At 35.5% G+C, this 14015-nt stretch carries 13 protein-coding genes; 4 read left to right on the top strand and 9 right to left on the bottom strand.

Translation table 11 applies throughout. The annotated features are described in order from the left end of the window. Window positions 1-103 precede the first annotated feature (103 nt). The 7 genes from H5J24_RS00830 to lpxB form a co-directional block, all read right to left on the bottom strand. Window positions 104-1633 (bottom strand): TlpA family protein disulfide reductase, encoded by a 1530-nt coding sequence (locus tag H5J24_RS00830; protein ID WP_068944802.1) that lies wholly within the window; start codon window positions 1631-1633, stop codon window positions 104-106. Between the two features lie 311 nt (window positions 1634-1944). Further along, the gene (locus H5J24_RS00825) at window positions 1945-2682 is read right to left on the bottom strand and encodes a succinate dehydrogenase/fumarate reductase iron-sulfur subunit (protein WP_232816358.1); all 738 of its coding nucleotides are present in this window, start codon (window positions 2680-2682) and stop codon (window positions 1945-1947) included. 53 nt (window positions 2683-2735) lie between these two features. After that, a complete protein-coding gene (locus tag H5J24_RS00820; RefSeq protein WP_068944804.1) occupies window positions 2736-4748 on the bottom strand; it encodes a fumarate reductase/succinate dehydrogenase flavoprotein subunit in 2013 nt (670 codons plus the stop codon). A 15-nt stretch (window positions 4749-4763) separates the two neighbouring features. Beyond that, window positions 4764-5426, bottom strand: a complete 663-nt coding sequence (locus H5J24_RS00815) for a succinate dehydrogenase cytochrome b subunit (RefSeq protein ID WP_068944805.1) — start codon at window positions 5424-5426, stop codon at window positions 4764-4766. A 145-nt stretch (window positions 5427-5571) separates the two neighbouring features. Then, window positions 5572-7326 carry a ComEC/Rec2 family competence protein gene (locus tag H5J24_RS00810; RefSeq protein ID WP_232816357.1) on the bottom strand — a complete coding sequence of 585 codons (1755 nt, stop codon included), beginning with the start codon at window positions 7324-7326 and terminating at the stop codon, window positions 5572-5574. A 163-nt stretch (window positions 7327-7489) separates the two neighbouring features. Beyond that, window positions 7490-8581, bottom strand: a complete 1092-nt coding sequence (locus H5J24_RS00805; protein WP_068944806.1) for a glycoside hydrolase family 99 protein — start codon at window positions 8579-8581, stop codon at window positions 7490-7492. A gap of 24 nt (window positions 8582-8605) precedes the next feature. After that, window positions 8606-9709 (bottom strand): lipid-A-disaccharide synthase, encoded by a 1104-nt coding sequence (gene lpxB, locus H5J24_RS00800; protein ID WP_068945219.1) that lies wholly within the window; start codon window positions 9707-9709, stop codon window positions 8606-8608. Between the two features lie 146 nt (window positions 9710-9855). Here lpxB and H5J24_RS00795 point away from each other — a divergent pair, with 146 nt between their 5' ends. Both H5J24_RS00795 and H5J24_RS00790 read left to right on the top strand, forming a co-directional pair. Further along, window positions 9856-10365 carry a DUF2480 family protein gene (locus H5J24_RS00795; protein ID WP_068944807.1) on the top strand — a complete coding sequence of 170 codons (510 nt, stop codon included), beginning with the start codon at window positions 9856-9858 and terminating at the stop codon, window positions 10363-10365. A 201-nt stretch (window positions 10366-10566) separates the two neighbouring features. After that, window positions 10567-11223 (top strand): DUF937 domain-containing protein, encoded by a 657-nt coding sequence (locus H5J24_RS00790; RefSeq protein WP_068944808.1) that lies wholly within the window; start codon window positions 10567-10569, stop codon window positions 11221-11223. Window positions 11224-11283: 60 nt separating this feature from the next. Here the strand turns inward: H5J24_RS00790 and H5J24_RS00785 are convergent, their stop codons facing one another. Then, window positions 11284-11403, bottom strand: coding sequence for a 30S ribosomal protein THX (locus H5J24_RS00785; protein WP_068944809.1), 120 nt, complete (start codon window positions 11401-11403; stop codon window positions 11284-11286). 204 nt (window positions 11404-11607) lie between these two features. After that, complete coding sequence (locus H5J24_RS00780; RefSeq protein WP_068944810.1) at window positions 11608-13002, bottom strand: MATE family efflux transporter; 1395 nt, start codon at window positions 13000-13002, stop codon at window positions 11608-11610. 216 nt (window positions 13003-13218) lie between these two features. Here H5J24_RS00780 and H5J24_RS00775 point away from each other — a divergent pair, with 216 nt between their 5' ends. Both H5J24_RS00775 and H5J24_RS00770 read left to right on the top strand, forming a co-directional pair. Then, on the top strand, window positions 13219-13803 hold the full coding sequence (locus H5J24_RS00775) for a DUF2975 domain-containing protein (RefSeq protein WP_068944811.1): 585 nt from the start codon (window positions 13219-13221) through the stop codon (window positions 13801-13803). A gap of 2 nt (window positions 13804-13805) precedes the next feature. Continuing rightward, a complete protein-coding gene (locus H5J24_RS00770; RefSeq protein WP_068944812.1) occupies window positions 13806-14009 on the top strand; it encodes a helix-turn-helix domain-containing protein in 204 nt (67 codons plus the stop codon). Window positions 14010-14015: the final 6 nt, after the last annotated feature.

Raw genomic sequence — 14015 nt, 5'->3', positions numbered from 1 at the left:
ATTTTCTATTTTTCCTAATCGAAACTTTGAAAGTTTCATCTTGCAAAAATACAATAAAAAAAACCTTATCCGAGGATAAGGTTCTGATCTATATTAAAGTTTATTATTTTGTAGGTGCTGGCTGAGGGTTTCCTGCCTGCGGTGCAGTAGGATCAATCTGCAATTGCTGCTGCATTTGTGCATTTGGATCTACTTTTGGAGCTGAAAGTCCTGTTAGTTTATCCAAAATAGTGACTAACTCCTGCTCACCAAGGTTTACATATGATCTGCTGGCAATCTTTCCATCTTTATCAATGATTACAAAGCAAGGTAGTTTAAATCCGTATACTCCATATTTTTTAGCAATATCAGACTCCATTCCTTTTTCTCCGTATACATTTACTCCCTGAATTCCTTTTAATAATGAATTGCTGGTTTTGATAAACTGATCTTTTGTATCATCCACATTTACAAAAACAAAGTTCATTTTAGATTTGTAGAAATTAACAACTTCTTTTAACACCGGTACTGTAGCTTCGCTGATATAAGGATTCCATGAAGCATAGAAGAATAACATATATGGCTTTCCTTTATTTTCAGAAAGCTTATACGCTTTTCCATCCTGCTTTACCAAAGCTGCTTCCGGAGCAACTTCACCAATCTTAATACCTGTAATAGCCATCTGCATTTTCAACAGGTCACTTTTAATAGTAGCGTCTTTGATATCAGTATCAATAAGTTTTTTAATCTTATCAATATTAGCTGTTGGAGAGGTAGGGTGAATGTCTGCCTGAGCCATTACAAATGCTAAAAGATAGTCCTTCGCTGTTTGAGAAAGATCTTTTTTAGTACTTAAATATTTAGCAAACATTTCTGAAGTAGTAATTCCAGTTTTATTTTTACTGTTTGCTTCTGCATATTTTTGAAAATCAGGAGTCATTTTTACAAGAAGATACTGTCTGTAAAGTGGAATAGATTTCACCATAGCCTCTTTATCATTATCCAGTTTAGCTTCATAATCTGTTAAAGCTTTAGAAGCTTTATAAGAAGGATTTCCAGCCATTGCTCCATGAGACATTTCATAATTGGCAAGAAGATTAAGAACCGTTACCTTAACATCATTTTTCTTCCAAGCTAAAAGGGCTTTACTAGGGTTATTTTTAGCTGCAAGATCATCAACATTCTTATTGATATCCGCTTCTACTTTCTGCATCCCTTTCACGAACGCTGCTTCATCCCCTGCCATCATCTGTCTCAGGTCAATTTTGCTGCCATATTCTCCTAAGAACTTCTGGGTAGCGGCAAGGAAGTCGTTATTCTTTTTAGCATCTCCGGTAATCACATATTCATTCGGGAATGTCATTGCATTTCCAGAGATATTTACTTTTTGTCCTCCTTCAAGGTAGATCAGGTTTTGTTTGTTGGCATAATTGATAACATACATTCCATCTTTAGGTGCTTCAAAGCTTCCTGAAAAGTTGCCATCTTTATCCAGACCGATATTAATTAAAGGCAATGTTCCTACTCCGGAAGCTTCTACAAATTCGATTCTTTCTAATGGTGAGCTTCCTGTAATTTTTCCTTTTACTTCTACTTTTTTTGAACAAGACATCACGAAAATCGCGATGATAAACAATAAAAGATATTTTTTCATTTCAATTTTTAATATTACACAAAAATACGCTTTTTAAGGCATGTTAATTCACACGGATAATTTTTTTTAAAAATTTTATCATCACTGATAAAAAGGGATATTTCAATTACTTTATCTATCAATTTTTTATCAGTAAAAAACAACTGAAAGGACATGGCGTTTATGTCATTCAACTGCCCTTCAAATATATACTTATTCAGCAAAGTAAACCTAAGATCCGGCAATAAGTTAACAAACTTTAACAGCTAAAATAGTATATAAAAAAAAATCGCCCCCGAAACGAGAGCGATTTTTAAGTATTTGAATCAATTCTATCCTTGATCTACAAGAGCAGACATGTATTCTCTGTTCATTCTTGCGATATTCTCAAGAGAAATACCTTTAGGACACTCAACTTCGCAAGCTCCAGTGTTTGAACAGTTTCCGAATCCTTCTTCGTCCATAGCCTTCACCATGTTCAGAACTCTTCTCTTAGCTTCTACTCTACCTTGAGGAAGTAATGCGTACTGAGAAACTTTAGCCCCCACGAACAGCATTGCCGATCCGTTTTTACAGGTAGCCACACAAGCTCCACATCCGATACAAGCTGCAGCATCCATTGCTTTATCTGCATCTTCTTTAGGAACAGGAATAGCGTTAGCATCCAACGTATTTCCTGAAGTATTTACAGAGATAAAACCACCTGCTGCCATTACTCTGTCGAAGGCGCTTCTATCCACCATCAAATCTTTGATAACAGGGAAAGCAGCACTTCTCCAAGGTTCAATAACGATAGTCTCTCCATCTTTGAACATTCTCATGTGAAGCTGGCAAGTAGTAATACCTGTATCAGGACCATGAGCTCTACCATTGATGTAAAGGGAACACATCCCGCAGATTCCTTCACGACAGTCGTGATCGAAAGCGATAGGTTCTTTACCTTCGTTAATTAAATTTTCGTTCAGAATATCTAACATCTCCAAAAATGAAGAATCTGTAGATACATCTGATATTTTATAGGTCTCAAACTGACCTTTAGTTTTACTATTTTTTTGTCTCCAAATTTTCAGCGTAAGATGTAAGCCTTTTTTGCACTCATAATGTTATATTTATAGGTTGGAGATTATTTATAACTTCTAGTTTTAACCTCGATGTTGTCATAGATCAGTTCTTCTTTATGCAACACTTCCGCGTTGATATCCGGTCCCTGATATTCCCAAGCTCCAACGTATTTGAAGTTTACGTCGTCTCTTTCCGCTTCTCCATCCGGAGTTGCGTGGTCCCAACGGAAGTGTCCACCACAAGACTCTTCTCTGTTAAGTGCATCGATAGCCATTAATTGTCCTAATTCAAGGAAGTCTGCCACTCTGAATGCTTTTTCAAGCTCAGTGTTCATTCCATCTCCCTCTCCAGGAACTTTTACATTTTTCCAGAAATCGTTTCTTACTTCTTCGATTTCTTTGATTGCTTCTTTTAATCCTTCAGGAGTTCTTCCCATTCCTACTTTATTCCACATAATGTGTCCAAGTTTCTTGTGGAAGTGGTCTACTGAATGAGTTCCTTTATTATTAATGAAGAAATCAACTTTATCTTTAATTCCTTTTTCAGCTTCATCAAACGCTGCTGAATTGGTAGGAATAGTTCCTGTTCTGATATCTGCAGAAAGATAATCTGCGATCGTATAAGGAAGTACAAAATATCCATCAGCAAGTCCCTGCATCAAGGCAGATGCTCCCAATCTGTTCGCTCCGTGATCTGAGAAGTTAGCTTCACCGATTACGAAACACCCCGGAATGGTAGACTGAAGGTTATAATCAACCCATACACCACCCATTGTGTAGTGAACTGCAGGATAGATTTTCATTGGAGTTTTGTAAGGATCATCAGCTGTAATTTTTTCGTACATTACGAATAAGTTACCGTATTTCTCTTCAACCCAACTCTTCCCAAGATCATAGATCTGCTGATCTGTAGGATTGTGAATATGTTTTTCGATAGCGGCTTCTTTACCTTTTTTCATGATCTCTGTAGAGAAATCCAGGTAAACACCTTCCTGAGTATCGTTATTTTCGATTCCGAATCCAGCATCACATCTTTCTTTAGCTGCTCTTGAAGCAACGTCTCTCGGTACAAGGTTACCGAATGCAGGATATCTTCTTTCTAAATAGTAATCTCTATCTTCTTCTTTAATATTTTCAGGTCTTAATTTACCTTCTCTGATCGCTACTGAATCTTCGATCTTTTTAGGAACCCAGATTCTTCCTGAGTTTCTTAGTGATTCAGACATCAACGTCAGTTTAGACTGCTGAGTTCCGTGAACGGGAATACAAGTCGGGTGAATCTGTACGTAGCAAGGGTTTGCGAAGTACGCTCCTTTTTTGTGAATCTTCCAAGCTGCAGAAACGTTAGATCCCATTGCGTTGGTAGAAAGGAAATATACGTTTCCGTATCCTCCTGAAGCAATTACTACTGCGTGAGCAGAGTGTCTTTCGATTTCACCTGTAACCAGGTTTCTTGCGATAATCCCTCTTGCTTTTCCGTCAACAATCACAAGGTCAAGCATTTCATGACGGTTATACATCTTGATTCTTCCTTTACCGATCTGACGGCTCATTGAAGAATATGCTCCTAATAATAACTGTTGCCCTGTTTGTCCTTTTGCGTAGAATGTTCTTTTTACCTGAACCCCACCAAATGAACGGTTATCTAATTGGCCACCGTAATCTCTACCAAAAGGTACCCCTTGGGAAACACACTGGTCAATAATATTAGCTGAAACTTCTGCTAATCTGTAAACGTTAGCTTCTCTTGCTCTATAGTCACCACCTTTGATGGTATCATAAAATAATCTGTAGGTAGAGTCACCATCTCCTTGGTAATTCTTAGCAGCATTGATCCCTCCCTGAGCTGCAATAGAGTGCGCTCTTCTTGGAGAATCCTGGTAGCAGAATGCTTTCACATTGTATCCTTGCTCAGCTAAAGTAGCTGCTGCAGAACCTCCTGCCAAACCTGTACCTACAACAATAATATCAATCTTATCTCTGTTGTTTGGTGCAACAAGGTTCATATGATCTTTATGATTTTTCCACTTGTCTTTAAGAGGACCCGCTGGAATTCTTGAATCTAATTTACTCATACTAGTATATTGATATTATTGAGTTATAAAATGAAAAACTGCCACGATGATAAATCCTGCCGGAATAAGTATAGAATACCATGTTCCGAAAGCCTTAATCACAGGCGTATATTTTGGATGTCTTGCTCCAATAGATTGGAATGAAGACTGGAATCCATGAGCTAAGTGTAAGCCCAATAGTACAAAAGAGATCACATACAAAGCGACTCTCCAAAGGTCAGCAAACTTCTCATGAAGCTCTGGCCAGAAACGTTCTGAATCAGGAGCTATTCCCTCTACATACTTATAGTTGATTTCATGTAACCAGAAATCATATAAGTGAAGCGCCAGGAAAGCCAACACAACAGCTCCGGAAATAATCATATTTCTGGACATCCATGTTGAATTTACAGCTGCATTGTTTGATGCATACTTTACTGGACGCGCTTTATTATTCTTGATCTCCAATACAAATCCCATCGCAAAATGGAAAATTACTGCAAAACCAAGAATAGGCTGCATTAAGAACTGCACAAAAGGATTATAGCCCATAAACTCAGATGCTGTATTGAATGCATCTCTGTTTAGAACTGATAACAAATTGGTTGTCAAATGCAGTATAAGAAAAATCAGCAAAAACATAGCTGATAATGCCATAGCGTATTTTCTACCTATCGTAGAACTCGTTAAACCTGCCATATAAGTTTAAATTTGAATTTCCCACAAAATTAAGAAATGTTAACAATATCGAAAAGTGAGAAATCTCACAATTAGACAGTTTGTAATCTTTCTAAATAAGAGCCTTACACGTTATAAATAAAGGAAAGTAAAAAAACAAAAATCCTTATTTCATTTCATACACCTTATCTTCAAAAACTATTTTTTTAGTTGAAAAAGGAATCTTCTTTATCTCCAAATGATCTATTCTTCTGGAAGAGCAATAAGGCTCGATAATAAATCGTGAAACCTTTTCTTTTAGTGCCATATCTGGAATCCAAAAAAAGGCTTTATTTCCTTTTTTCATTGATAATATTTTATCCTTACCAAAGGTATGTACAAGCACTTCATCACTCTGATTTTCAATAACATCACACCCAACCCTTATTATAAAGAAGACTAAAACAGCGATTATGAGATTCATTGAATTTTTAAAGTTTATCTTTAAAATCAATGCTCTAAGCAGGTAGACAGCTATTGATATCGACAAAACTTCAGGCAGAGTCATGGAAATATTTTTAATCAAGAATGCATCTGCTTCAGCAAACCAATGAATAATCTTTAGAAGTATTTGGATCACATTATCATACAAATGATCAATAAAACTAAAATCGAGACCAAAGGTGATAAGGAGCGTCATCAGAAATGAAAACACAATAATCACTTCTGAAAATGGAACAATAAAGAAGTTCGCTACCACAGAAACAAATGAAAACTGATGAAAATAATACAGAACCAGCGGTAGTGTTGCCAACTGTGCTGATATGGATATTGTAATGGTATTAAAAATCAATTTTTTGAAATAATGATCAGCTCTTGGGAAATACTTCAGAAGCGGCTGATTCAACAAAAAAATCCCTAATACTGCTACAAAACTAAGCTGAAATCCCACATCAAAAAGCTGCTGAGTATCCAAAATAAGAATTATAAATGCTGATAATGCCAATGAATGCAGCAAGTCCGGCTTTCTCTGCAATAATACAAACACAAAATACACACTTAACATGATGCATGACCTCAGCACTGAATTTCCAAACCCTATAAATAACGCAAAAAGCCAAATAAACACCAAACTTAAAACAATGGAATATTTCCTGAATTGCAAAGGAATACAACGGATCATCAAAAAATAAAAAAGTCCAAAAATAATGACAATGTGAGTTCCTGAAATCGCCAATAGATGAACTAACCCGGATCTGTTAAAATCCTGTACAGTGGCTGCATCCATTTCGGTCCGGTCTGCCAGAATAATTCCTTTTAGAAACTCTCTGGTATTAGCGGACATTTCCGTTTTGTTAATTTTCTTCAGAACATTGAACCTGTATTGCCTGATGCGCTCTGTAAAACTTAAATCATTCCGCTCCACTAAGGAAAACTTTTTCGAAATATAGGTTTGATAATCAATATTTTTCCGTTTCAGATATTGTGCATAATTAAACTGAAAATCATATTGAGGCTTCTGGGGTTTCACAATATAGGCTTCAGCCTTGTAATAATGCTTACCATCTAAATCTTCGTGATTTTTTGGAATATAAATAACTGATTTAAAAATAGTTTGCTCCCATTGAGCTATCCCTTCATACTTTTTATACTTTTCTGTTGAATTTAATTTCTGTGAAATTTTAAAAACAATAGTTTCGCTTTTATTCACAGGTATATCATTCTTTTGAGGCAAAGAATTACAGAAATGAAGAATTACACCTATCCCAAAGAACAATATTCCCAAAAGAATGCCCCTGGTTTTATATAAAAAATATGTAGTAAAAAATAGAGAAATTAAAATCCCAACATTCATAATCGCAATACCATAGATCCCTTCCCTTTCCAATAAAAGTTGATCCTGAAAAAAAATTCCAAGAATAAAGCATATGGCTAAGATCAACAGTGGTTGTTTATTCAATTTCAATTAATTATATTACCAATATAGGAAATTGATTCATAGATTATTATCACTGTAATTACTAAATAAAACACCCTGCAAACTTCAAAGAGATTAACAGGGCGCTTATTTTTTTGCTATGAAATTAAGTTTATACGAAAAAGTTTTACTTTCTTTTCAAGAACTTATCCGTCAAACGTTTTGTTTCTTTGATATACATCCATGGATCTTTGCCGTAATCTTCGTAGGTGAAACGGTCTGTCTTTTTAGGAATTGCAGACTCTATCTGGGTTCCTTCATGCCATTCGTTAAATGAGGTAATGCCTATTAATTCAGGATTCATTTTAATGGCAGCATCAAACATTCTTTCATAATATTTTCCACCTTCTCTGCTTTTAAAATTAGCTTCATTCCAAGGTCTGATTCTTGTATCGGAATAACCAGGACCTACACATGGAATAAAAATAAGATCACGATCTTTTGCATATTGAGCCATATACTCCCAATTGGAAGTTGTACTTCCAAAAACAAAACCTTCACTGGCAAAATAAGTATAGAACCCATCAAATCCTGCAGTATCGAAAAAAGAAGAATCATTTTTTTCTACCCATAGCCCAATATAATAAGCATCTAAAGCTGTGTTTCGTACTGTTTTTTCTCCATTTCTAGAAAGCAACTTCTTCCATTCTTCCGGTGCTATTTTATAACTGTCATAGACATAATATAAAGGTTTTCCATTTTTTTTGTAAAAAGCATGATGATGAGCATATGTTTTAACAAGATAAGAAAGCTGATCTCTAAGTTCAGTGATTGTTTTATAGAACGGCTCTATATGAAATGCTATTTTTAATCCTAAACGGTCTGCGACATCCAGATATTTCATTAAACTTTTATCCGTAAAAGAATCCTTTCCCAGCCAGCTTACCACGACAACTCCTGCACCAGATTCTTTAATCATCTTCAGATGTTTCTCTATGATTATTTTATCATTGGAGCTATAATTCCCTAATTCCGGGTAAAAATTCGCACCAATATCATCTCCGCCTTTGTAATGTCCGAGATTATTCCATTTAGGATTATTCCAATGCGGGATAATTTCATGATTCCAATGTTGTAGACTTCCGTCTGTTTTTTGGTTTCCGTACCAGCCATAATAGAAAATCTGGACTTTATCTCTTGATACTGCTTCTTTTTGAGCAAAACTTAATGAGAAAATTGTACAGGCAATTAATAATAGAAAATTCTTCAAATGCTTCATGGTAATAGAGGATATATATTCTTCTCAGACTTTTAAAATCACATCAGCAGCATGATCACTGGCTCCTTTTCCGCCAAGCTTTTCTCTCAAAAGGCTATAATCGTTAAGGACCTGTTCTCTTTTTTCTCCTTCTAAAATTTTATTGAGTTCGTCTACCAGATTCTCAGTATTCAAATCGCTCTGGATAAGTTCTTTCACGACTTCTCTATCCATGATAAGGTTCACTAATGAAATATAATTGATATTTTTCACAAGCCTTTTAGCAATTGCATAAGAAACCGCACTTCCACGATAACATACCACTTCAGGAATATTCAGTAGAGCTGTTTCTAACGTAGCTGTTCCGGAAGTTACCAGAGCTGCTTTTGAGCATCTGAGCAGATCGTAGGTTCTGTTCGAAACAAAATGTACATTATCATCTACATATTTCTCGTAAAAATCTTTAGGAAGACTTGGCGCCCCAGCAATCACGAACTGATAATTTTTAAAATGTGGTCTTACGGAAAGCATAATTTCAAGCATTTTTTCCACTTCCTGTTTTCTGGAACCTGGTAAAAGGGCTATAATTTCTTTTTCGTTTAATCCATTTTCTTTTTTAAACCCATCAATACTGATTTCCTTTAGATCAGAGATCGCATCCAGTAAAGGATGACCTACAAAGTGCGAATGAACGCCATGCTTTCTGTAAAAATCTTCTTCAAACGGAAGAATAACCATCATTTCATCCACATACTTTTTGATGATCTCTACTCTTCCTTCTTTCCAGGCCCAAAGCTGGGGTGAAATATAATAAATTACCTTAATACCTAATTCCTTGGCAAATTTGGCTATCCTTAAATTAAATCCCGGATAATCTACCAGAATTAAAACATCAGGTCTGTTATTCTGAATATCTTCTTTGCAGAATTTGATGTTATTCAAAATCGTTCTCAGATTCATGACCACTTCCAGAAACCCCATAAACGCCAGATCACGGTAATGTTTTACCAATGTCCCGCCCTGAGCTTCCATTAAGTCACCTCCCCAAAACCTGAACTCAGCATTCGGATCTTTTTGTTTGAGGGATTTCATCAAATTGCTTCCATGAAGATCACCGGAAGCTTCTCCTGCAATAATGTAATATTTCATTTCTTTCGAAATCTTTATTTGTTTTAATAACCGCCAGAAACAGCCTTTTGCTGTCAATTATGGTCAGTTTCTATAGTAAGGATAGAGAACAAATTAAAATGTATATTGATCTTAATTCGTAAATTTGTTCAAAGATAATGATAAAAATGTCAGAAGAATTTGAAATCCGAAATAAAGTTGCTGAAAGCGGCCTTGTGAATTTTGACCTTGCTACTCTTCTTCCCAAAGGACTAAGAAAAGGTATTGACCTTAAAGATTTTCTTTTTCAGGAGATGATCCTGAAAGAGAAAGATTTCCGTGAAAAAGTAGAAGCCATTAATGTTGAAGAATACAGAGATTCTTATATTTATATTTACAATTCTGTAGATACTATTATTCCGCTGTGGGCTTATTTTGTACTGACGGCCAAGCTTACAGATGTTGCAAAAAAAATCGTATTTGGAAGCAAAGAAGATTTAGAAGTTATTCTGATGCATAATGCCATCCAGACCTATGATTTTGAAGACATGAGAGGAAAAAGAGTATTGGTAAAGGGATGTTCAGATAAGGAAATTCCTGAAAATGCTTATATAGAGCTGGTGGAGCAGCTAAAACCTCTTGTAAAATCTTTGATGTTTGGTGAAGCATGCTCTAATGTTCCGATTGTAAAGAATTAAAGATTAAGTTTTTGTAAAAGCATTTATTGATAAATTTTATATAATTCTCAGTTTTTTAGAAAAACCATCTTTCTTAAAAAGGGATAGGATGCTTCAAAACAGAGATCAGGAAACTTTAACAATAATTATGAATCTGAAGTATTTTGTGAGGCATATTTTTTGATAACTTTGAGTCAATTAATACTTTAATAAACACAAACAATGAGCTTAATAGACCTACTTACAGGGAACACTAGCAACCAGGTTGCTGAACAGGCTGAAAACAAATTCGGAATCAATAGAAATCAGGTAATTGCTTTATTAGCAGTAGCTACTCCTCTTATCATTTCTTATCTTAGAAATAAATCTCAAGATGCTAAGGAAGCTGAAGCATTAAACAGTGCTCTAGATAAAGACCATAACGGAAGTATTTTAAACGATCCATCACAAATTGAAGCCAGACAGGCTGAAGGCGGATCTATACTTGATCATATCTTTGGCGGACAAAAAAGTACAGTAGAAAACCAGTTATCACAAAACACAGGGATCTCAATTGACAAGATAGGACCTATTCTTGCTATGTTGGCACCAGTTGTTATGGGATACATCGGACAACAAAAACAACAGAGCAATGTTGGAGCCGGAGGTTTAGGAGATCTTTTAGGTGGGATTTTAGGAAATGCTTCTAACCAGGCACAGACCCAACAATCTAGCCCATTAAATGACATTCTTGGAAGTGTTTTAGGTAGTGGGCAGTCTCAGTCATCAGGAAACCCATTGAATGATATCTTAGGAAGCGTACTTGGCGGTGGTGGAAACCAACAGCAACAAGGCAATGGCGGATTAGGAAGCATTCTTGGAAATATTTTTGGGAAATAATTAATTTAATTTGTCATAGAAAAAGACCGGAGAAAATTTCTCCGGTCTTTTTTATTGTCATTACTTTTTAGATTTTTCTTCTGAGGCTACAATCGATTTTGAAGCCTTTCTAGGTCTTCTTTTTCCATAGTTTCCGGAATTGATTTTACCTCTTCTGGATTTTTTGTCTCCCTTTCCCATAGTAATAAATATTTGTTGTTATTACGAATTTAGGAAATACATGCCTAAAATGCAAATATTTAGGTAAGGAAGATGGATGCTGGAAGATGGAAGTTCTGTCAGTCGTTAATGTGATATTAGCTTGATCAATCTATTACAATAAAAGATGATAATTTGTACTTTAACCTTCATCAACCCCCAGCAACCATCTTCCCGCTTTCTTACTTATACTTTAACGGTTTTCCACTTTCCTCTTCTAAACAGAATAAAGGCAACAACAGTAATCAAAGTTTCTGCAGCTGGAATGGAGATAAATACTCCTTTAGGTCCCATTTCCAGATATTTGGAAAGAAAATAAGCTAAAGGAATTTGAAACAGCCAGAATCCAAATAGATTCACCCAAGTTGGTGTCCAGGTATCCCCTGCCCCATTGAATGCATTAATCATCACCATCCCGATTCCATAGAAAATAAACCCTATACTCATTATGTACAGTGCATTTTTAGCAAAATCCTTAATCTCTACTTCCTGAGTGAAGAAGCCTACTAAGAAATTACCGAAAAGAACAAATATTAAACTTACAATTACCATGAAGATCACATTATACTTCACAGTTTTCATTACAGACTGTTCTGCTCTTAGCATTTCATTAGCTCCCATATTTTGTCCCACCAAAGTGGATGCTGCATTACTAAGTCCCCAAGCCGGAAGCATAAAAAACATCATTAATCTTAAAGCAGTCTGATACCCCGCCGAAGCATTTTCACCTCCTGTAGTGGCTACCAGTTCAGCCAGAAAAATCCAGCTGCACGAAGCAATTACAAACTGAAAAATTCCGGGAGTTGCAATTTTTATGATAGATTTAATTAATGCTGTATCTGCTTTAAAGTAAGGGAGCTTAATTCTGATCTGTGTATCTGCCACTAAAAGATGATACAGCTGATACATTACCCCGATGCTTCTTCCAATAGTAGTAGCCAACGCCGCTCCTGTAAGTCCCATTGCCGGAATTGGCCCCAATCCTTTAATAAGAACAGGACAGAGAATAATATTGGCAATATTCGCAATCCATAAACTTTTCATAGCAATCATTGCATTTCCAGTTCCTCGGAAGATCCCGTTGATAAGGAATAAAAGCATAATGATTGTGCTGCTTCCCATCATAATTCTCGTAAAGTTTTTTCCATAAGCAGCGGCTTCCGGTCTTGATCCCATCAGAATCAGAATTTCTTCGGCATATACAACGCCTAAAATGCTTAGAACAAGCGTAATTGCAAATGAAACCAGCAATACCTGTGCTGCGCTTCTGGATGCCTGTTCAGGGTTTTTCTCCCCAATTCTTCTCGCTACCATCGCTGTTGCAGCCATACTCATCCCGATCGCGATAGAATACATAATGGAAAGTACAGACTCAGTAAGCCCCACCGTCTGAATGGCAAAACCACTCTCCTTCAGATGTCCTACAAAATACAAGTCTACCAATGCAAATACTGACTCCATCGCCATTTCCAACATCATAGGAATGGCAAGAAGCAGAACAGCACTCCTGATATTTACTTTTGTAAAATCAGTTTCTTCTCCACTAAAGGCTTTTTTAATAAAGTCAATATACTTTGCCATAATTCTTCTTTGTTTGAAATACAAAAATATTCATTCAGAAACAATTACGGATTAGCATATGGAAAGTTTTTCAGGCTAAAAAATATGATCTGCTTAATAAATACTGGTGTATTGATGGTAAGAATTAATATTATACAATATAACAAGAGCAAAAAAACAATATTTTTTTATTGTAATACGATAATTATTTATACATTTACAACAAAATAACAGTATATGAAACTCATTGGAACAAATTCACTATCTACAATCTTAAATAAAATACTGCTCATAGGATGCATTGGTCAATTGCTGTATTTAGGCTATCTCCTCTTTGGATTTATGGTCATTTACATCAATCAGAATACTGGTACAGATTATTTATCTGAGATATTTAAGCTTGGTAATTTCAATAACGAAGGAGGAAAACCTGTTTCTGATTCTTTAAAATTTCAATTCAGCATACCATTCTCCGATTCCGTTACTACAGGAGATTATAATTTACATACTCTATTTTCTATTCTATTTTTCTTAGGGTTCTACAGTGTATTCACTTTTTATTTATTTAAAATATTTAAAGGAATGAGCAATGATATTATTTTTAACAAGGAGGTAATTCGTTCACTAAAGCAGTTTGCCTTTCTTAATATTCTGTTTATCCCGCTGTTTTCAATCACTCTATACTTTATAAATCAATCTGTGTATGATATTGATCCCATGTTTATATTAATTCATCTATCCATGGGAATTGTTATTCTCTTCATCATAGAGTTCTTTAAAAAGGGATACGAATTACAGATACAAAACGACTTAACAATATAATTATGCCTATCATTATCAATATTGATGTAATGCTCGCCAAACGAAAAATGCAGTCTCAGGAATTGGCAGAAAAAATAGGTATTACTCAGGCTAATCTTTCCATTTTAAAAACCGGAAAAGCCAAAGCTTTAAAAATCTCAACCTTAGAAGCCATTTGCACTGCGTTGGACTGCCAGCCAGGTGATATATTAGAATTCAAACCATAAAAATCA

The sequence above is a fragment of the Chryseobacterium capnotolerans genome (assembly GCF_021278965.1).
Lineage (GTDB): Bacteria > Bacteroidota > Bacteroidia > Flavobacteriales > Weeksellaceae > Chryseobacterium > Chryseobacterium capnotolerans.
This window is presented reverse-complemented; position numbering and strand designations above follow the sequence as displayed.